Source organism: Mesobacillus sp. AQ2 (genome assembly GCF_030122805.1).
In the GTDB taxonomy this organism is placed as follows: domain Bacteria; phylum Bacillota; class Bacilli; order Bacillales; family Cytobacillaceae; genus Mesobacillus; species Mesobacillus oceanisediminis_A.
The window spans coordinates 4,315,349-4,336,622 of the sequence record NZ_CP126080.1 but is presented as its reverse complement, the minus strand read 5'-3'; the positions used below and the strand labels follow the sequence as shown (position 1 = coordinate 4,336,622).

Below are 21,274 nucleotides of genomic sequence, written 5' to 3'. Positions count from 1 at the left end.
CCTTATTCCTTATATACTAATTTGGTAGACATATAATTTTTAGGGGGAATAATTTTTGAAGCGTTTACTTTCAGCTTTATTATCTGTTGTCCTGGCATTTGGTTTGCTGCCGTATTCGGCCTTTGCGGAAATTAATCCGCAGAGTGAGGAGTTTAAGAGTTTTTTACAGGAAATAGGCATGTCTGAAGAAGAGTTTACTTCCTATTTATCAGAAACTCACGATTACAGTCTTGAAGAGTTTGAAGATTTAACGGAACTGAAAGATTACCTGGGACCTCTTGTGAATGAAACTAACCTTCAAGAACTGCTTGAAGAATTCGAAATGACGGAAGAAGAACTCATAAAGTTGCTTGAGGAAAATGAAACATCACTTGACCAATTTATTTTTTATGAAGACCTTTACTGGGAAGTGTCTGATTACCTGTATACTGCTGAATTGACTCCAATTACAGATGAAAATCTCCAGGAGCTGCTTAATGAATTTGATTTTAAATCTAAAGAAGAGCTTGAAGCTTTCTTGAATAAATATGATGATTCACTTGAAAACTATGACAATATGGAAGACTTGTACATGACCATGGCCGAACATATTTTCATGGAATCCAAAGATGAGCTGATTAACACGCTTGATAGTTTTGGTCTTTCACTGGCTGAAGCGAACAATTTAGCCAACCATTTACTCGCAATTCTTGAAAATCCTGATTTGGATCAGGAGCAATTCCTGATCAAAATGGAAGAAATCGGACAGCGTTTAATGAACTTCCCTGAGTTCGAAAGTGCTGAAGACTTATCTGCTGAAGATATCGCTGAATTCATTGATGTATGGAATGATTTACTTAACCTTTTTGACTTGAAGGTGGAGTACTACCTGTCCAAAGATGGTAAGGAAACAGCTATCTCTTTTGAGTCCCTTTTAAAAATGAATTCAACAAATGGAGCAGACCTGATCATTAAAATACTATCCAAAGATGGCAAGTTATTAGCAGATATGAAAATAACAAAAGACATGTTCGGATCCGACTTTCTTCAGGAAACAGGGAAAACGATTGAAAAAACAAAAGAAACTGCAGAAGAAGTAACAAAGGCAGCCGAGAAAGTACCTGCTGTGAAAGTTGCTAAAACAGTAAAAGGCGGAAAGCTGCCAAACACTGCATCTGACTATCTGCCGAACGCTTTGGCTGGTTTTGCCATGTTCCTATTTGGAATCTTTGCAATCAGAAAAGTGAGAGTTAAAGGTGTTTAGGAAATTGAAAACAAAGAGAAGAGCCGGTTATCTGGTTCTTCTTTCTCTATCAGTTAGTATAATCATATTTGGTTTATGGTTTAGCAGTACCAATGGTTATAAACTACTTAAAGGCTATTGGCTTTATCAGACTCATCAGTCAGATGAAGAAACCTTTACTGCAAGCCCAGCTAATATAACGAAGAACCCGGTCAGGAAAAACATTCTTTATCCAGAGAGACCAAAAAAAGGCGAAGAGATTGGCAATCTTCATATCCCCAAGCTTGAGGCCAATCTGCCAATCTACCATGGGACAGATGAGGACGAGCTTGAAAAAGGCGTTGGACATTTTGCCGGAAGTGTTCTTCCTGGAGAAAAGGATAACTCGGTACTATCGGGACATAGAGACACAGTGTTCAGGAAGCTCGGGGAAGTCGGTAAAGGGGACTTGCTGGTTGTTTCCACATCTGCTGGGGAGTTTACCTATAAGGTAAGGAAGGTCCGAATTGTAGATGCCGATGACCGAACCGTGATAGTACCTAAACCACGTGCCACTTTAACCGTTACCACCTGCTATCCATTTGACTTTATCGGGGATGCTCCAGATAGGTATATTTTGGTAGCGGATTTAATTAAAAGCGAGAAAATGTAGAGCCGGTATGCTTGCAACGCACCCGGCTCTTTTCATTTACATTAAATTTATATTAAAAATTCCATTTACTCATTTGACAATATTTGATAAATTTAGTGATAGGTTCGTATATTAGTAGAAAAAGGGAGGGTTATTGTCATATTTTGCTTGTTTTAACAACTAGGGAGGGTAAAAATTGATAAAGAAAAAGATTTCCTTCATTCTAATTTTAGCCATTTGTGTCACGTTGATGCCGTTTACTTCTTATGCCCAGGCTGCGAATATTTCCGTCAAATTAAGCAATTATATTGGAAATACTCGTGCGATTAATATTTCAACTGTTGGTGATTATAAGCTTGCGAATGGAAACATTAGAATGTCAGGAAATGACCGATTTGCTGTTGCCAACAATGTAGCTTCCAGTGGCTGGAGTCAAGCTGATACAGTCATCCTGGTTAACTACAAAGCATTTGCCGATGCCTTGGCTGCAACACCATTCGCCTTTTACAAAAATGCACCTATACTTTTAACATTACCCAATGAATTAGAAAGTCAAACATTAAAAAAGATACAGGAATTAAAACCAACGAATATCTTTATTATAGGTGGTATCTCCAGTATAACTCCGAAAGTAGAGAATCAGTTGAAGTCATATGTTCCTACTGTAAAACGTTTAGGAGGAGATGACCGATTTGCTGTGGCGAAAAAGTTAGCAGACCAACTCCCGAACAAAGAAAATGCAGTTATAGCTAATGGTCTAGTATTTGCCGATGCGCTATCTATTGCTCCATATGCTGCTAAACAAGGGTATCCGATTCTGTTAACAGCAAAGGATTTCCTGCCGGATTACACTAAAGATGCATTGCAAGGCAGACAAAGTACTTTGATTGTTGGAGGTACAGGCAGTGTAAGTACTACAGTTGGAAGCAAATTGCCTTCAGCAACCCGAATCGGCGGCGCAGACCGCTTCGAGGTATCTGCTAACATAGTAAGAGAATTGAATTTGCCTGCAGATACAGCATTCATTTCTACTGGCTTATCATTTGCTGATGCATTGACCGGATCAGTTTTGGCTGCCAAACAAGATGCACCGTTATTATTGACAAGACCAGAAAGATTGCCGGATTCAATTAAAACGATTATTTCCGAGAAAAAAATATCAAGCTTTACCATTTTAGGCGGACCGGCTTCTGTTAATGAGTCAGTGGTTGCCAGTCTTCCGAATGAAGTTCGGCTCGCTGCCGGTTCAGCGTATTCAGTGAAAAATGAGAATAGCAGACTGGTTTTATACAAGGGCTCTCAAAAATTAAAGGATTTTGGCAATTCTGAGTTTGCGTTGATTCCATCTCGTTATAACACTAGTAACCAGATCAAATTAAACAATAAGCCATATATGGGCAAAATGGAATTCTTCCTCGAAAACGGATATGTTAGACCGATCAACAGAGAAATCCCATTTGAGGACTATCTAAAGGGTGTAGTACCTCATGAAATGCCTGCGAGTTGGGGAGTTGAAGCTCTCAAAGCACAGGCGGTGGCTGCCCGTACCTATTCAATCAATTCTGTAGGGAAAGTTGTTGCAGATACACAGGGCTTTCAGGTATATGGTGGTGTTACATGGGTTGATGATTATTATCAGCAGCGTACCAATCAGGCTGTTGAAGGGACTGCAGGTAAAGTATTAAGATACAATGGCAATCCAATTTCTGCTGTATTCTCGTCAAGCAATGGCGGATATATAGAATCGAATGCCAACGCCTGGGGGACGACTCTTGTTCCATATTTATCTGCGAAAGCTGATTCTTATGATCCTGAAATTCCATGGTCCATACCTATGAAAAAGACACAGATTAACATGGAGCCTTATAAAGATAATCTGAAAAATCCAGGTCACTGGTGGAGTTCTATTAAGGAGTCCGATACAAGTGTTGCTAACAGCATCAAGAATTGGCTGTACAAAAATGGCTATGCAAACACGGAAATAAAAATTGTATCGATTAATGGATATTCGTTATCGCCTGAAAAGACATCAGGAAACCGAAGTGTAAGTGCCACGTTGGATATTGATTTCTTTGTTCGTTATCCTTCAACAAACACTTATAAGCTGAATTCAGAAAAAGAGATTGATAGAATTAACCTTAAACGCACTTTAAGCATTGGTACATTCCGCTCTATGTTTGGCGGCAGCGTGTTTAAAAGCCATCTCTTAGATCCTGTGACTTATAATAAAGACACAGATATTATGACGATCAGAGGAAAAGGATACGGACATGGCGTAGGAATGAGCCAGTATGGCGCTAAAAACATGGCTTCGTCCGGAAAGTCATATGTAGAAATTTTGAAACATTACTATCCAGGGGCAACCCTAGGAAATTAATTTACTATTATTTAAGGGACGGACTTTTCCAAAGTCTGTCCTTTTTGGTATGTTCACACTATCGTGGATCTCAAATTTCGACACTTCAGGGACATGAATTTTTAAAGGGTTAGTTTGATCACCAATCCTTATACTAAGGAGGTATTAGTGTTTTAGTACACATTTCTTATATAACAGTCAATTTTAAAGTATCTTTTGGAGTGGATTCACAACAAAAATATTCTATATAATTCCTCTATTAAACTTATTTTCCAATACCATAAGGCCAATCTACCAATTTTCATTTTTTTTGGAAATTTTATAGAAATTTGTCGATTCGGTCCGATAAAATAAGAGAGATAACAACTAGGGAGGCAAGATAATGAAAAAAGTTTTTGTGGCTTTTCTGTTCGCTGCTGCTTTTTGTTTTATAGCTGTTTTACCGGCATCGGCAGAGGGCTACACAATCAGGTTGGGCGGACAGGATCGGTTTGAGGTTGCAGTAAATGTTTCTAAAAAGGGATGGACATCTGCAAATACAGTCATCCTTGCTAATTATGATGCTTATGCAGATGCATTGGCTGCGGCGCCTTTGGCATATAAATATAATGCGCCAATTTTATTAACACAGCCAGGAGTATTGACTGCAGCAACAAAAGCAGAGATTGATAGATTAAATGCAACAAATGTTATTGCTGTGGGAGGTTCAGCCAGTATTTCTGACAGTGTATTGTCTGAAGTCAGAAAGATGGGATTGAAAACTGAAAGAATCTCAGGAGCCAATCGTTTTGAGGTTGCAAACAATATCGCACTCCGTGTAGGAAAAAGCAGTAAAGTAGTTCTTGCCTATGGCTTGAATTTTCCGGATGCTCTTGCAATTGCTCCATATGCAGCAAGAAATGGATATCCAATTTTATTAACGAATACAAACACATTACCTGGTTCTACTAAAGCGATTATCGATCAATGGGGAGTAAGCCAGACGATTATCGTCGGTGGTGAAGGCAGTATTTCAAGAAATGTATATAATAGCGTTCCTAATCCATACCGAATTGATGGCCGAAACCGTTTTGAAGTCGCTGCTAATATTGCTAATAAGTATTTCAGCACTCGGTCTCAGTCTTCTATTGCAACTGGAATGACGTTCGCCGATGCATTAACTGGAGCTGTTTTTGCAGCAAAAAGAAATGAGCCTATTTTATTAACAACAGCTACCTCGGTGCCGACGGAAACAAGAAGCGCTATTATCAACAACGGATACCAAAGTTTCTTTGTTTATGGAGGTCCGGGTTCCGTTTCTGAGGGGATTTTCAATTCTTTGGCCATTTCTGTTGTTGGCAAGACAATTATGATTGACGCAGGTCATGGTGGTACTGACCCTGGTGCAAGCGGGTATACAAGTGGTGGCACAAAGTTGGTTGAAAAAGATTTAGTACTTGATATGTCAAAAAGAATTCAATCAAGGTTGACAAGCTCCATGTCGAAGGTTTTGATGACGAGGACAGGAGATACCTATCCTACGTTAAATGAGCGTGTAGCAAAAGCTAATAGTTCTGGGGCTGATATCTTTGTCAGTATGCACGTTAATTCTTATTCGACATCTTCACCACACGGAACAGAAACATGGTGGAACAGCACTTACGAATCCGCCGACAGTCAGTTATTGGCAGAAGAAATCCAAAAGGAACTTATCGCAACACTTGGAACCTATAACCGCGGTGTCAAACATGGAGATTTTAGGGTTATAAAGGATACGAAAATTCCAAGCGTATTAGTCGAAGTTGCCTTTGTGTCTAATAAAGATGATGCAGATCTTTTAGCAAATTCAACGTTCAGGCAAAAAGCAGCTGATGCTGTGTACAGAGGCATTATTAATTATTTCAATAAACAATAAAAATATCCCTATTGGATTTATTATCCGATAGGGGTTTCCTTTTATTACAACGGTTTTTATCGCCTGTTTTAATGGAAAATAAAAATAATTGACAAGAAGGCCTTGCAGGATAAAAATAAAGAAGAAATATAAAAGGTTTCATCGGGTATAAAAAAGGAAAAACATTAACAAGGATATGACAAGCCCTGAAATAAATGTAACTAAAAATTAATGGATTAAAAATTGAATATAGCTTGGATTGTGATACACTTAGTGAGGGTTTGAAATTACCTTTTTACAGAGGGGAAGTCTATATGACTGCACAATTGATACTAGCTTTTTTCGTCTCGTTCCTTACTGTTTTAATCTTGACACCATTTGTTATAAAATTTGCGCACAAAATTGGCGCTACTGATAAACCAAACCATAGAAAAGTACATGCTAAAGTTATGCCACGCCTTGGAGGGCTGGCCATTTTCCTCGGAGTGGTTGCTGGATTCTTTACTGCAGGGCTCCAAAATGAAAAGTTAACCGGCATAACAATAGGTGCGATCATTATCATCGTTCTTGGGATTCTTGATGATAAATATGAACTATCGGCAAAGGTGAAGTTGCTTGGCCAGATTGCAGCCGCAGGAATCGTTGTAAGTACAGGATTAACAATTGACTTCATAAGTATACCTTTTATGGAAAAATTTAATCTTGGCATATGGGCAATCCCTGTTACGATTTTTTGGATTGTTGCAATCACAAATGCCATTAACCTGATCGATGGCCTTGATGGCCTGGCTGCGGGGATATCTTCAATCGGTATAGCGACTGTTGCTTTCATGGCGGGAGCAGCCGGCAAACCGCTAATTTTAGCACTGGCCCTAATATTACTGGGCAGCACGCTTGCATTTCTATTTTATAACTTTCATCCTGCCAAAATTTTCATGGGTGATACTGGGGCTTTATTTTTAGGATATTCTATTGGTATCCTTTCGTTGCTTGGTTTATACAAGAGTGTTACATTATTTAGCTTTATTGTGCCAATAATAATATTGGGTGTCCCAATATTTGACACTACTTATGCAATTATTCGAAGAGTGGTCAACAAGAAACCGATTGGCGCTCCCGATAAAAGCCATTTGCATCACCGTATTTTGGCAATCGGACTTTCACATCGTAACACGGTTTTAGTCATTTATGCTTTAGGCATTCTTTTTAGTGTAGCGGCAGTTGTATTTGAAACCTCGACATTATGGGGATCACTGCTGATTGTTTTTGGCTTGCTCTTGCTTTTCCAGATCATTGCAGAAGTGATTGGTCTAGTGAATGAACGTCATAAACCATTAATTAAGATGTACCGAAAAGTAACCGGTAAACATTAAGTGAAAAACCGTTTGTGGCAAAGCTGACAAACGGTTTTTCAAATATACTTTTGATGTGAGTGATGACAATGGAAAAAGAATTGGTATTAATAACGAATCGGTATCCATTTTATCCGGGTGAGGAGTTTTTAAAGCTCGAGTTGGATTTTTTATGTGAAAAGTTTCGCAAAGTACATATCATACCGGTTAATAGCGCAGACCATACCAAACAAAGAGAACTGCCCCACAATGCTTCGGTCCATTTGGTACCTGCTTTTCAAAAAAAGAATGCTGTCTCTTTTAAGATGAGTGCATTTCAAGATGCGCAGGGACGCAGATGGCTTCTGGAAGAAAGAAAAAGAGCAGGCAACTTTGGCCTTAAGGGGTTCGGCAAACTTGTATCATGGACTGCAAATGCTATTCATCTTCGGAATTATATAGAAAATATAATATTTAAGGAACAAAACCCGTCAAAATTTGTGGCTTATTCGTACTGGTTATCGCTAGCACCAGGAATTGCGTTCCTTAAGGAGAAGTACTCTGATCTCTATGCTATTTCAAGAGGGCATGGCGGAGATATCTACGATTACCGCCACAGTCCTCCTTATTTGCCATATAAGCAGACTTTAATTCATCAGTTGGATAAAATATATCTTATTTCCCAGAATGGTGCTGAATATCTGGCGGAACAGACTGGCGGGAGCGCTTCGAGTCTGGAAGTTGCTCGGTTGGGAACTCAGAAGCCGGAAGGTTTGTCACATGGTTCTTCTGATGGTATTTTCCGAATTGTCAGCTGTTCTTATGTAGTTCCTGTTAAACGTCTGGAACTCCTTGTGAAAAGTCTTGCTGAGTGTCAGTCGAGAATCCACTGGACTCATATTGGAGGAGGGCCAGGACTAAATGAATTAGAGGGCCTTGCAAAAGAACTTCCTGCTAATATTACAACTGAATTCACTGGAAATATGGCAAATGATGAAATTGTTCCTTTTTACCTGAAGAACCCTATAGACCTTTTCATTAATGTCAGTTCCAGTGAAGGCATACCTGTCGCAATAATGGAAGCCTTTAGCTGCGGAATTCCTTCAGTAGCGACAGATGTTGGCGGGACTGGGGAGCTTGTGGATGAAACCAATGGAAAGTTGATCCCGAAGGATTTCGAAGTTACTGAGCTGGCGAAACTACTTGATCATCTATCGCGTCTTTCTTTTAGTGAGAAGGAGCATCTTAGGAAATCTGCTTATCAGACCTGGAATGGTATGTACAATGCTGAAAAGAACTATTCTGATTTTGCAGGGGGAATTTCCGGATATGGTGGTACTGGTTCATGACAAAACCAAACAGCTTTCTAAAAAACAGCTATATAACTTTGGTCCGGCAGTTTACAAGCATTGTTATTGGAACTCTCTTAATAATCATTATTGCTCGAATGCTGGGACCAGAATTGCAAGGTAATTACGCTCTAATCACAAACTTTCCAGCAATTTTGATGATGTTTATCAACTTAGGGATAAACATTTCGACTGTTTACTATGTAAGCCGGCAGGAAATTGACCCAGGCGAGAGCTTTTTCAATAATTTAATTATTGGTGTAGTTTTAAGCTTAATTGGAATTATTGCAGGCTTTATTTCCATCTATTTTTTTGGAGATAAGTTATTCAAGGATTTAGACGATTATTCCTATGTATACTTTATCCTGATTGCGATTCCCTTCATGTTGCTGAACACGTTTTTTCAAACTATATTTCAGGGGATCCAGGATTTTAAAGTATTCAATACCATCTTAGTGATTACTCAAATTACGAACCTTTTACTTGTAGTGGTCTTGATCGTATTATTCGATTTTGGATTGATGGGGGCATTGATTGCTTTTATAAGCGGTCATGCTTTAACACTTCTTTTCATTCTCGTATTTAGCGTCAAAAGATTTAACTTGACCCGGAAAAACTTGAGATTGAATATTCCGTACTTAAGAAAGTCCTTTCATTACGGGTTTAAATCTTATATGAGCAACCTGGTAACCTTTATGAATTACCGGATTAATATATATTTGCTTGGCTTTTTTGTTGGCAATGGAGCAGTAGGTCTTTATTTTACAGCGTTGACCCTGGGTGAAAAGCTTTCAGTCTTTACCCAGTCCATCTCCTCTGTCTTATTGCCTAGAATCGCTGCTATGGGAACGGAGGAAGAACGCAATCATTTGACTTCCATCGTCAGCAGGTTCACGCTTGTGTTCATGCTTGTTCTATCAGTGGTTATTTTTTTCACTATTGATTTCCTGGCTCCGGTTTTAGGGCATGAATATAAAGAGACACCGTTCTTTTTGAAAATCCTTCTTCCCGGGATTGCGCTGCTCGCGGTGGAAAAAATATTATCCAACGATATTGCAGCCAGAGGGAAGCCAGAAATCAATATGTATGTTTCAATCTTTAATGTTATTTTCAGCACCATTCTAAACGTTTTCCTTATTCCTATGTATGGGGCAACAGGTGCAGCGATTGCTACATCTATTTCATATAGCCTTAGCTTTATAATCAAGGCGGTTTTCTTTAAGCGGGTGACAGGAGAAGCTTTTAATAAGTTTCTTTTATTTAAAAGGGAAGATTTTTCTTTAGTTAAAAAGATGTTATTAAGACAAAAATTTTTCAAAAGGCTAATTAGGAGTTAACAGGACTGATTTAACTTTGGTGCCTAAATAATTCGTGAAGGAGATATTCTGATGGTGAATTTTGCTATTGTCGGCTGCGGCCATATTGCTAAAAAACATGCAGAAGCAATTACTAAGGCTGAAGGTGCGAACCTTGTTGCTGTTTGTGATACAGACCAATCAAAGATGGAGCCATTTATTGAGCAATATAATGTGCAAGGCTATACGCAGTTAACTGAAATGTTGAAAAATGATGAAATACATGTGATCAACATTTGTACTCCAAGTGGATTCCATGCAAATATAGCGGTAGAATCTGCGAATGCCAAGAAGCATATCGTCGTAGAAAAGCCGATTGCTATGACTCTTGAAGATACAGATGCAATTATTCATGCATGTAAGGAAAATGATGTGAAATTGTCGGTTGTCCATCCAAATCGCTTCCGTCCAGTAATGATAGAGCTTAAAAAGGCAATGGATGAGCAAAAGCTAGGCAAACTTAGCCATGCGAATGCAACGGTAAGATGGAATAGGAATGATGAGTATTATAACCAGGCCCCTTGGCGCGGCACAAAGGAGTTCGATGGCGGAGTGTTAATGAACCAGGCCATCCACAATCTCGATTTGATCCTTTGGCTAATGGGGGATGTTGAGGAAGTCTACAGTATGGAAGCTACAAGGCTTCGCAATATTGAATCAGAGGATGTATCGACAGGCGTAATCCGTTTTAAAAATGGCGCTTTGGGTATAGTAGAGGCAGCCACAACGATTTATCCATCCAATCTTGAAGAAACGATCAGTGTTTTCGGCGAAACTGGCACCATTAAGGTTGGCGGCAAAACAGCCAGTCTGGTTGAACATTGGAATGTTCAGGACATGACAGCAGAAGCTGTGAATGATATTGTAGAAACTGTAAAAAATGACCCTATAGGGAAGCCTGGACATCAGTGCATAATTGAGGACATGGTTGAGGCGATTAAAGAGGATCGAGAGCCTATAGTAACCGGCCTTGACGGAAGAAAAGCGCTTGAGTTGGTAAGGGCATTTTATGAGTCAGCAAGTTCTAATAAACCTGTTAAAATAAATTAATGAAAGAGAATGAGGGATTAAAGATGAACGAACAAGTACAATTAAGCCAAATCGGCCAGGAACTTCTTGAAAAGATTACGAACAGAACCGCTACCATTGGTGTAGTCGGACTTGGTTATGTGGGACTTCCACTTGCAGTAGAAAAAGCGAAGGCTGGATACCAGGTAATCGGCTTTGATGTACAGCAAAAGAGAGCTGATATGGTTAATCAGGGAATTAACTATATTGGGGATGTAGTCGACGAGGAATTGAAAGAGATTGTCCAGGAAAAAAAATTGTTTGCTACAATTGATTACTCGAAAATCCAGGAAGTTGATGCAGTAGCCATCTGTGTCCCAACTCCGCTTGATACTTATCAGCAGCCGGATACTTCCTATGTTGAGAGCTCTGGTAAGGAAATTGCAAAATATCTGCATAAGGGCATGCTGATTGTTCTGGAAAGTACAACCTATCCAGGAACAACAGAAGAAGTATTAAAGCCAATTCTTGAAAGCAGCGGCTTAAAGTGCGGAGAAGATTTCTTCCTTGCTTACTCACCTGAACGTGTTGACCCGGGTAACAAGCACTATAATACGAAAAATACTCCAAAGGTTGTTGGCGGGATCACACCTGCTTGTACTGTAATCGCTTCTGAAATGTACAAGAGTGTTCTTGAAGGGGATGTGCACCAGGTCTCCAGCCCGGCAGTTGCTGAAATGGAGAAGATTCTTGAAAATACATTCCGTCATATCAATATTGCATTAGCTAATGAAATGGCGATTCTATGCAATAAGATGGGCATCGATGTTTGGGAAGTAATTGATGCGGCTGCTACAAAGCCATATGGTTTCATGCCGTTCTATCCTGGACCTGGATTAGGAGGCCATTGCATTCCTATCGACCCATTCTACCTCACTTGGAAAGCAAGGGAATATAACTATCATACCCGTCTGATCGAGCTTGCCGGCGAAATCAACAATGGCATGCCTGAATTTGTTGTGAATAAGGCAATGTATGCACTTAATGGCGAAGGAAAGGCATTAAGAGGATCAAAAATTGCCATTCTTGGTGTTGCTTACAAGAAGGATATCGATGATGTTCGTGAATCTCCAGTTCTTCCAATCGTTGAAACTTTAAGGGATGAAGGGGCAGAACTGATGGTATGCGATCCGCATGTTAAATCATTCCGTTCATGTGACATTTTTGTAGAAACAGTCGAGTTATCTCAACAGGTTCTTGAAGAAGCGGATCTTGTGGTCATCACTACAGATCACACTGCATTTGATTACGAGATGATCGGCAAATACAGTAAAGTACTGTTCGATACAAGAAACGCAATGAAAAATTATCAAAAACCAGAAAAATACGTTAAGCTATAAACAAAATTGGATAAGTAGCATAGAGAGTATTCTATGCTACTTCTTCATATGTCTTAAACAAAGGGGATTCTTTTATGAAGTTTCTGACTGTGATTGGAGCACGGCCTCAATTTATCAAAGCAGCTCCTGTATCTAGAGAACTTAGAAAATTACATACAGAAATATATGTCCATACAGGACAGCATTATGATAAAAATATGAGTGATATCTTCTTTGATGAATTGAATATTCCTAAGCCGGATTATCATTTAAATGTGGGATCGTCTACTCACGGAAAACAAACAGCTGACATGCTTGAAGGTATTGAACAAATTATCTTTGATGAAAAGCCTGATTACCTGCTTGTATATGGAGATACGAACTCCACGATTGCGGGCGCAATGGCAGCAGCTAAATTGCATATCCCTGTCATCCATATCGAAGCTGGCTTAAGAAGCTTCAATAAGAGGATGCCAGAAGAAATTAATCGAATCATGACTGATCATATTTCTGAATACCTATTCTGTCCAACAGATACAGCAGTTCAAAACCTAAAAAACGAGAATGTGGCCAGGAATGTTTTTAATGTCGGCGATGTTATGTATGACGCTGTCCTTTATAACCGTAATCTTTCTAAAGAAAAGTCAACTATATTGACTGATCATAGGCTGGAAAAAGGCGAATATTACCTAATTACTGTCCATCGTGCGGAAAACACTGACGACCCTGCCAACATTAAAAATATCATCGAAGCATTTTCAAAAATTGAAGGGAAAAAGGTGTGGCCAATCCATCCGCGCACAAGAAATATCTTAAGCGGAATGGGATTAGACCTGAGTTTGGTGCCTGATCTACAGATAATTGACCCTGTTGGGTACCTTGATATCCTTTCGCTTGTAAGCAATGCGAAGAAAATCATAACTGATTCGGGTGGGATGCAAAAGGAAGCTTACTTCCTTGAAATTCCATGTGTCACATTACGTGAACAGACAGAGTGGGTTGAAACACTTGAGGATGAAGCTAATATTCTTACAGGTACAGATGTGGGAAAAATATTGGAGGCAATCCAAAAAGACGTTCGGCCATCGTATAAAGACTATTTTGGCGATGGACAAGCTTCAGCTAAAATAGTTCAGCATTTCAACAAAGAGGTTTAACATATGAGAATTACATTTTTAAGTGAAAATTTCCCTCCTGAAACAGGTGCTCCTCAAATCAGGCTTTATGAGGTGAGCAGGGAACTGATTAAGCGTGGTCATGAAGTTGAAGTGCTGACTGCATTTCCTCATCATCCAGACGGCATCATTCCTGATGAGTATAAGGGGAAGTTTTATCAATTTGAACATCTTGATGGAATCCCGGTACATCGGAGCTGGATCTATCCAAGTCCAAAAGGGAGTTTCTGGCTGAGGTTAATTTCTTATTTTTCATTTACTTTCAGTGCTTTCTACTCGGTGTTTAAATCACAGAAAACTGACGTGATTATCTGTACATCACCACCATTGTTTTTAGGGATTACTGGCTACTTTGCATCAAAAATCAAAAGAGCCAAATTTGTTTTCAATGTGGCTGATATTTGGCCCGAATCTGCAGTCGAACTGGGTATACTGAAAAATAAGACATTTATCAGGATGGCTGAAGTACTTGAGAACTGGCTATATAAAAAATCCTGGAAGATCGCAACAGCGACTGAAGGAATTCTTGAGTACATGGTGAAAAAGGGGAAGAAACGGGAAAATGTATTCCTCCTGCCGAATGGCGTTAACACAGAGACATTTTCGCCGAGGGAAGCAAACAAAGATTGGCTCGAGACACTTGGATTCGAAGGCAAGAAAGTCTTTACCTTTGCCGGAAGGGTTGGTTATGCCCAGGGACTTGACTCAGTCTTAAAAGCCGCAAAGATTGTTGAAGGATTAAATCCTGATGTGAGATTTCTAATCATTGGTGATGGACCCGAAAAAGAGACGCTTATCAAGCTGAAGGATGATTTGAAACTTACCAACCTTGTCTTCCATGATTCTGTGCCAGTAACGGAAATGCCCAATGTTTTTTCAATCACCGATTTTTCGATTGTTTCTCTGAGGAATATTGAGTTATTTAAAGGAGCACGTCCTTCTAAAATCTTTCCGGCACTAGCCAGCGGTGTACCTGTATTATATTGCGGAGTCGGGGAAAGTGCAGAATTGATTGAGAATAACCATTGTGGCATTATCGCTGAACCTGAAAATCCGGATGACATTGCCAATAAGATTTTGGACTGTGCAGCGATGGATTCACAGGAGTATAAGCAATATTCACAGTCTGGAAGAAAATTTGTAGAAGAGTTTTATTCCTGGAAGTTCATTGTAGATGATTTGATAAAAAATATTCAGGATTAACTAAGGTAGTGAAAAAATGAAGGTTTGCCATTTAACATCAGTACACTCTGCAAATGATACGCGTATTTTTATAAAAGAATGCCAGTCGCTGCAAAAGGCAGGTCATGAAGTTTATTACGTGGTTCCCAATGTAGAGGATTATGAGCAGGCAGGAGTAAAGATCCGCGGCATTCAATCCTCTGCAAAGGGTCAGTTAGACCGAATGCGGAATACTACAAAACAAGTGTATTTAAAAGCTCTTGAGATCGATGCGGATGTTTATCATTTCCATGACCCAGAACTGATGCCAATTGGATTGAAACTAAAGGCAAAAGGGAAAAAAGTCATTTATGATGTCCATGAAGATGTGCCTGAACAGGTTTTGTCAAAGCAATGGATCCCAAGGCCACTGCGGAAGTTCATTTCAGTGATGGTAAAAAGTTACGAGAGGTATGCTTCGAAGAAATTTGATGCTATTTCAACAGCGACACCAACCATTTCTGAGAGGTTCAAGACCTACAACGAAAATACAATAACCATTCACAATTATCCTCTTTTACATGAGCTTTCGGCGGATTATAATGACAAAGTGGACCAGTCAAAAAATACCGCACTCTACATCGGAGGTATCTATGTTTTAAGAGGAATCAAGGAAATGGTACAGGCTGTTGAAAGGCTTAATGAAACTGTACCATGCACCTTCGTGCTTGCTGGATCTTTTGCACCTCCAGCACTTGAAAATGAAGTCAGAAGCATGGACGGATTCAAATATACCGACTTTAAAGGTTTTCTTGATAGGGATGGAGTAAAAAAAACATTGGCGGAAGCGGATATGGGACTTGTTCTATTGCACCCTGAACCGCGATTTGTCGTGTCTTTGCCAATCAAGATGTTTGAATACATGTCAGCTGGCGTACCCGTGATTGCTTCAAATTTTCCTATCTGGCAGGAAATAGTGGAAAACAACAACTGCGGTATTTGCGTCGATCCATTGAATGTCAACCAGATTGCTGACGCAATGAAGTGGATTTTGGAAAATCAAGAAGAAGCTGCCCAAATGGGACGAAATGGCCGTCATGCTGTTGAAACTATTTATAATTGGGAAGCAGAAAGTAAAAAGCTCGTGGAAGTATATGAAAAGCTTGAAGGCAGTTTATCTGCTTCATATTAAATGAAAAGAGGTAAGAATAAGATGAACGTACCAATGCTTGATTTATCAGAACAATACCAAACACTTAAAGGTGAAATAATGGAGGCTTTGGACGATGTGATGTCAAAATCACATTTCATTCTTGGAGCCAATGTAAAGAAATTAGAAAGTGATGTAGCGGAGTACAGTGGCGTTTCACACGGTATCGGTGTAGCGAACGGCAGTGACGCATTGCATATCTCCTTGCAGGCTTGTGGAGTTACACAGGGGGATGAAGTAATTGTCCCATCATTTACATTCTTTGCAACGGCTGGCGCAGTAGCTAGAGCAGGAGGCACTCCTGTATTTGTTGATATTGACCCAAAAACCTTCAATATCGACCCTAAGAAAATTGAAGCTGCTATCACTGAAAAGACTAAGGCTATCGTTCCCGTTCACCTGTATGGACAAATGGCTGATATGGATGCAATTGTAGAAATTGCAGAGAAGCATAACCTTGCTGTAATTGAAGATGCTGCACAGGCAATAGGTTCTCTATATAAAGGCAAAAAGGTTGGTGAACTGGGGACAACAGCTTGCTATAGCTTCTTCCCGACTAAAAACCTTGGTGCGTATGGAGATGCTGGCATGATCGTCACAAAAGATGATGAGATTGCAGAAAGAATGCGCGTTATTCGTGTGCACGGCAGCAAGCCAAAATACTACCATCACGTCCTTGGCTACAACAGCCGTCTTGACGAGCTTCAGGCTGCCATTCTTAATGTAAAATTCCCGCACTTGGACGAATGGAGTAATCTTCGTCGTGAAAAGGCAGAAAACTATACAAAATTATTGAATGAGAGTGTAAAAGATATTTTCACTCCGTTTATTGAAGAACATAACCACCATGTATTCCACCAGTATACAATTCGCGTTCAAAGAAGGGATGAGCTTCAGGCCTTCTTGAAAGAAAATGGTGTCAGCACAATGATTTACTATCCAAAGCCATTGCACCTTCAGCCTGTATTTGCTGAGTTGGGTTATAAAGAAGGAGACCTTCCAGAAACAGAAAAAGCATGTGCAGAAGCATTATCACTGCCAATGTTCCCAGAATTGAAGCTGGAACAGCAGGAATATGTAGTAAGCAAGATTGCTGAATTTTATTCAAAATAAGGGATAGGGAGGGTTTATATGAATACTCCAAGAATGGGAAATAACGTAGTAATCGGAGAAAATGTAACATTTGGAGAGAATGTCTCCATTGGCCACAACGTCATCATTTATGATGGTGCTAAAATTGGCGACAATGTCCTGATCCAGGATAATGTCGTCATTGGTAAGCAGCCTAGCAGGGCAAAGAATTCTATCTTGCCTGATGTTAAACAGCTGCCGCCAACTGTTATCGGCTCAGGATGTACAATTGGTACATCTTCGATCATCTACGCTAATGCAGAATTAGCAGATGATGTATTTGTAGCGGATCTAGCTACCATCCGCGAAAGAGTTACAATTGGCGAAAAGACAATCGTTGGACGCGGAGTAGCTGTTGAAAATGATTGTAAAGTTGGCGTGAAGTGCAAGCTTGAAACAAATTGCTATATCACTGCTTATTCTGAACTTGGTGATTATGTGTTCGTGGCTCCGGGAGTAATAACTACTAACGATAATTATATGGCCCGGTCAGCCGAAAGATATGATAAATTCAAGGGCATTACAATTAAAAATGGCGGCCGTATTGGTGCGAATACGACTACACTTCCTGGTATCACCATCGAAGAAGATGGAGCTGTTGGAGCTGGAAGCATCGTAACAAAAGATGTTAAACAGGAAGAACTTGTTGTAGGTACGCCTGCAAAAGTCATCCGTAAAGTTCCAGAAAACCAGCTACTTAGAAATCAATAACAATTCATTCAGGGGGTTGGTGTTTTACACCTGCCTCCTGTACAATGTAATGGGATATAAATCAAGGTTGAAAGGTGAAAAGGATGCAGAACTTACATAATCTTAAACTTATCCAGCAAATAATAGCGGCCTTTTTGATTTCACTCTTATTGGCATGGGGAGTAGTGCACATCTCATCATTAACGAATCACTTTCTGATTTTAGCTGCAGTTGTTTTATCCCTAATCATTCTTCCAATTCTAATCTTTATTGCATGGAAACTATGGGAAAGATTTGGCTTAAATCGCCTGTTGCTTTATGCATTTATTGTTTCTTCTTTTATTGGTCCAGGTCTAATATCCCTCAAAGTAGGCCCCATTTCCTTATTTCCATATCGTTTATTTTTGCCTGTGGCATTATTCATTTTTTTGCGTAGCTGGTTAAAAAGCAAAAATATGTCTTTGTACAGCAAAGAGCCTGTGAAGCCCGTCCTAATATTTTTACTTACATGGATTGCTTACGCTATTTTATCATTACTATGGGTACAATCTTTATCAGATGGTGTAAAAGATATTTTCTTTCTTATTTCAGGGATATTCTTTATTTTCCTTTTTACTATCCTCTTTGATAAAAAGCAAGATTATCTTGCTTTGCTATATACCTGGGTGTTGGTCATGGGTTTTATGGTTGCAATTGGTTATTGGAATTACCTGACCAAACAGCAGCTGCCTGTTTCCCGTCTAAGCAACATGGGAGCCTATGTTCAGCACCGCCCGACCGCAGTCTTTGCAAATGAAAATGATTATGCCAGCTATTTGGCCCTAAGTTTCTTTTTTGCTTTTGCTGTGTTCCACCGATATAAACCAGGCGTGCTGAGAATTAAACCTTTATTTATTAGACTAGTTGCGGGATTTTTGGTGGTTTCAGCCATCTTTCAGATCTATGTCAGCGAGTCTCGAGCTAATTTGCTTTCTCTATTTTTAGGCTTGGTTTTCTGGTTTTTGTTTTTCACTAAGCTAAAAGAAAAAAGATATTTGGTTATCCTGGGACTAATAGGATTTACAGGAGCTTATATATTCCTTAATGATTTAATGAATGGCATTCTACAGAAGGTAGGGAGCCAAATAGTCAGTGCGTTTACCTCATCAGACAATGCCGTAGCGTCGACCGATATAAGAATCAATCTTTTGAAAAACGCATTTATGTTTATTGCAGACTCTTTTGGCATGGGTATAGGTGCAGGGAATATTGAGTATTATATGAAGAATTTTGCGGTACTCCCTACAGATGAAATTGTAAATATTCATAATTGGTGGGCAGAGATATTCGTTCATTATGGCATTATTATTTTTATTGGATATTTACTTCTCTATTTATGGATGATTGTCAGCCTGTTCCGTTTATACCAAAATTCAGAGCATTGGTTCGATAGAATGACAACCCAGGCTTTAAGCACAAGTCTAGTTGCATTCTCATTGGCAAGCATTAGTCCAAGTTCTTTTATGACTTTGAACTATTCCTGGATATTAGTTGCCTTTGCCATAGGCTATATAAATCTTCGTTATAAAAACAAGGGGAAAATGAAGGAGCTAAACAATAATGAATAAACTATTAAAAAGAATTCTTCATCGCGCGAAAAAATTAGCAGTACTTTTGTTGCTAATTCCATTATTAACTGCCGGAATCGGCTATATCTTTGCGGAGAAGCAGCCTGCAAGTTATACAGCTGAGGCTGAAATCATGCTAGGGAACTACGAGCAAGACACTAGGAATAATCCTGCAATTATGAAAAAGAAATTAACATCAGAACTTTTTATAAAGAAATTAAATGAAAACTATGACCTTGATTTAGATATAGAGGAGCTTAAATCGAGGCTATTAGTTGAAGAGACAGTATCCAATAAAACATTAAAATTAACTTTTAATGACCCAGATGAAAAAGTAGCTGAGCAAACGCTAACTAAATTTGTAGATGGATTCATACAGGATAGCGATGAATGGCTAAAAAACAAAAAAAGTCGTCTTGAGACTCTTATCGAAGAAGCAGAAAATAACGATTCAGAAGTGGTACCTGCAACTAAGCAGGAAGTTCTTAGTAAACTTTATGATCAATACGAAGAGTTGGAGGATGCATTAGTTATTAATGATGTCACTGTTTCAGCTAGTCATTTTGTTTCTCCTGTACAGCGTGCAATATTTGGCTTGTTGATTGGATTAATAATAAGTGCATTGGTACTATTGCTTCCAGAACTATTCCGTGAAGAAAAAAATTAAGCTGCCCATTTAGGGCAGCTGTTTTAATATTCGATATCCTCGGACGGTGTCTCTTCTTCTGATGCCGTAGACAGTTCTAAATGGTTTTTAAGCTCTGTTGTTACTTCCTCCAAATTGTCTGGATCGACACCGAAATAATAAATATTATTAATATAATTATCATAGCCCTTTAATTCCAGCTGTTCTATGGAAGAGGAATTGAAGTTAGGGTATTTCTTTCGGAAGGCAAGTGCCTCTTTTACCCGCATATTTGTTTCTATATTGCCACCAATTTCGGATGCAATATCGTCGATTTTCAAGAGTGTCTTTGGTGAGGATAAACGATCAATGACACCTGTAACGATTTGTCTCTGGCGGTCATTTCGGCCAAAATCCCCTCGTGGGTCCTGTTTTCTCATTCGTGCGTATACAAGTGCTTCTTCTCCACTCAGTTTTTGCTTGCCTTCATAGAAATAGAATCTTTCCCAGTTACGATTGATATCGTTAAAATCAAAAGGGACATCTACGGTTACTCCGCCTACAGCATCGACAATATTGGTAAATCCTTTAAAGTTAACGGTAGCGTAATAATCGATCGGAATATCAAGGAACTCTTCGACTGTTTCAATTACCTTTTCTTTTCCGCCTATCGAATAGGAGTGATTGATTTTATCTTCCTTATACCCTGGGATATTTACTAATGTATCCCGCGGGATACTCACGAGTTTCATTGTTTGTTTGTCCGGATTGAAGGTTGCTACCATAATTGTATCTGAACGGCCATGATCATTTTCATCGGTATAATTTTCAATTCCTAATAGAAGGACAGAAACAGGGTCGGTTGATATATACACCGGTTCCTCACGAAGAACAGATTTCTCTTCACGGCCTTCAAGCTCTTCATATGAATCTTTTGCAACTGCGTATGTCTGGAACAACAGGTAGCCAGAAAAGCTGACCAAAGAAATAAATATCAATATAAGAAAAAGCAAAAGGTTTCGTCTTCTGCGTTTTTTCTTTTTATATGCTTTCGTACTCCGATTCGTTGGAGTTTGGTTTTGGGATTTCATAAATAACATCCTTTATATAAATCGATTAATCCTGCAATATTTAATTATAATATATAAAACTCTGATTTTTAATAAGAATT

17 protein-coding genes are annotated in these 21,274 nt (G+C 39.2%); 16 read left to right on the top strand and 1 reads right to left on the bottom strand.

Features of this window, described 5'->3' with window-relative positions; all coding sequences use genetic code 11:
- The first annotated feature begins 55 nt into the window (after nucleotides 1-55).
- From QNH36_RS21820 to QNH36_RS21745, 16 genes are all read left to right on the top strand, one after another.
- A complete protein-coding gene (locus tag QNH36_RS21820) occupies nucleotides 56-1,243 on the top strand; it encodes a processed acidic surface protein (protein WP_283904210.1) in 1,188 nt (395 codons plus the stop codon).
- A 4-nt stretch (nucleotides 1,244-1,247) separates the two neighbouring features.
- Nucleotides 1,248-1,874, top strand: a complete 627-nt coding sequence (locus QNH36_RS21815) for a class D sortase (protein ID WP_283904209.1) — start codon at nucleotides 1,248-1,250, stop codon at nucleotides 1,872-1,874.
- Between the two features lie 175 nt (nucleotides 1,875-2,049).
- A complete protein-coding gene (locus tag QNH36_RS21810) occupies nucleotides 2,050-4,230 on the top strand; it encodes a SpoIID/LytB domain-containing protein (RefSeq protein ID WP_283904208.1) in 2,181 nt (726 codons plus the stop codon).
- 361 nt (nucleotides 4,231-4,591) lie between these two features.
- Nucleotides 4,592-6,103 (top strand): N-acetylmuramoyl-L-alanine amidase, encoded by a 1,512-nt coding sequence (locus QNH36_RS21805; RefSeq protein ID WP_144478098.1) that lies wholly within the window; start codon nucleotides 4,592-4,594, stop codon nucleotides 6,101-6,103.
- Between the two features lie 293 nt (nucleotides 6,104-6,396).
- Complete coding sequence (locus tag QNH36_RS21800) at nucleotides 6,397-7,455, top strand: glycosyltransferase family 4 protein (RefSeq protein WP_144478096.1); 1,059 nt, start codon at nucleotides 6,397-6,399, stop codon at nucleotides 7,453-7,455.
- 68 nt (nucleotides 7,456-7,523) lie between these two features.
- The gene (locus QNH36_RS21795) at nucleotides 7,524-8,762 is read left to right on the top strand and encodes a glycosyltransferase (RefSeq protein ID WP_283904207.1); all 1,239 of its coding nucleotides are present in this window, start codon (nucleotides 7,524-7,526) and stop codon (nucleotides 8,760-8,762) included.
- Nucleotides 8,759-10,099: a flippase gene (locus QNH36_RS21790; protein ID WP_144478092.1), complete on the top strand. Its 1,341-nt coding sequence runs from the start codon at nucleotides 8,759-8,761 to the stop codon at nucleotides 10,097-10,099. Before QNH36_RS21795 ends, QNH36_RS21790 begins: the two co-directional genes overlap by 4 nt.
- 51 nt (nucleotides 10,100-10,150) lie before the next feature.
- Complete coding sequence (locus QNH36_RS21785) at nucleotides 10,151-11,167, top strand: Gfo/Idh/MocA family protein (protein WP_144478090.1); 1,017 nt, start codon at nucleotides 10,151-10,153, stop codon at nucleotides 11,165-11,167.
- Between the two features lie 23 nt (nucleotides 11,168-11,190).
- On the top strand, nucleotides 11,191-12,525 hold the full coding sequence (locus QNH36_RS21780) for a nucleotide sugar dehydrogenase (protein WP_144478088.1): 1,335 nt from the start codon (nucleotides 11,191-11,193) through the stop codon (nucleotides 12,523-12,525).
- Nucleotides 12,526-12,599: 74 nt separating this feature from the next.
- Complete coding sequence (wecB, locus tag QNH36_RS21775) at nucleotides 12,600-13,661, top strand: non-hydrolyzing UDP-N-acetylglucosamine 2-epimerase (RefSeq protein WP_283904206.1); 1,062 nt, start codon at nucleotides 12,600-12,602, stop codon at nucleotides 13,659-13,661.
- Between the two features lie 3 nt (nucleotides 13,662-13,664).
- Nucleotides 13,665-14,882 carry a glycosyltransferase family 4 protein gene (locus QNH36_RS21770; RefSeq protein ID WP_283904205.1) on the top strand — a complete coding sequence of 406 codons (1,218 nt, stop codon included), beginning with the start codon at nucleotides 13,665-13,667 and terminating at the stop codon, nucleotides 14,880-14,882.
- A 16-nt stretch (nucleotides 14,883-14,898) separates the two neighbouring features.
- On the top strand, nucleotides 14,899-16,032 hold the full coding sequence (locus QNH36_RS21765) for a glycosyltransferase family 4 protein (protein ID WP_283904204.1): 1,134 nt from the start codon (nucleotides 14,899-14,901) through the stop codon (nucleotides 16,030-16,032).
- Nucleotides 16,033-16,053: 21 nt separating this feature from the next.
- Entirely contained in the window at nucleotides 16,054-17,163 is a 1,110-nt protein-coding gene (locus QNH36_RS21760; RefSeq protein ID WP_283904203.1) for a DegT/DnrJ/EryC1/StrS family aminotransferase, read from the top strand.
- Nucleotides 17,164-17,181: 18 nt separating this feature from the next.
- Nucleotides 17,182-17,892 carry an acyltransferase gene (locus tag QNH36_RS21755; protein WP_283904202.1) on the top strand — a complete coding sequence of 237 codons (711 nt, stop codon included), beginning with the start codon at nucleotides 17,182-17,184 and terminating at the stop codon, nucleotides 17,890-17,892.
- An 83-nt stretch (nucleotides 17,893-17,975) separates the two neighbouring features.
- The gene (locus QNH36_RS21750) at nucleotides 17,976-19,478 is read left to right on the top strand and encodes an O-antigen ligase family protein (RefSeq protein WP_283904201.1); all 1,503 of its coding nucleotides are present in this window, start codon (nucleotides 17,976-17,978) and stop codon (nucleotides 19,476-19,478) included.
- The gene (locus QNH36_RS21745; protein ID WP_283904200.1) at nucleotides 19,471-20,145 is read left to right on the top strand and encodes a Wzz/FepE/Etk N-terminal domain-containing protein; all 675 of its coding nucleotides are present in this window, start codon (nucleotides 19,471-19,473) and stop codon (nucleotides 20,143-20,145) included. The genes QNH36_RS21750 and QNH36_RS21745 overlap by 8 nt, the downstream gene beginning before the upstream one ends.
- 23 nt (nucleotides 20,146-20,168) lie before the next feature.
- Here the strand turns inward: QNH36_RS21745 and QNH36_RS21740 are convergent, their stop codons facing one another.
- Nucleotides 20,169-21,194, bottom strand: a complete 1,026-nt coding sequence (locus QNH36_RS21740) for an LCP family protein (RefSeq protein WP_283904199.1) — start codon at nucleotides 21,192-21,194, stop codon at nucleotides 20,169-20,171.
- Between the last annotated feature and the right edge of the window lie 80 nt (nucleotides 21,195-21,274).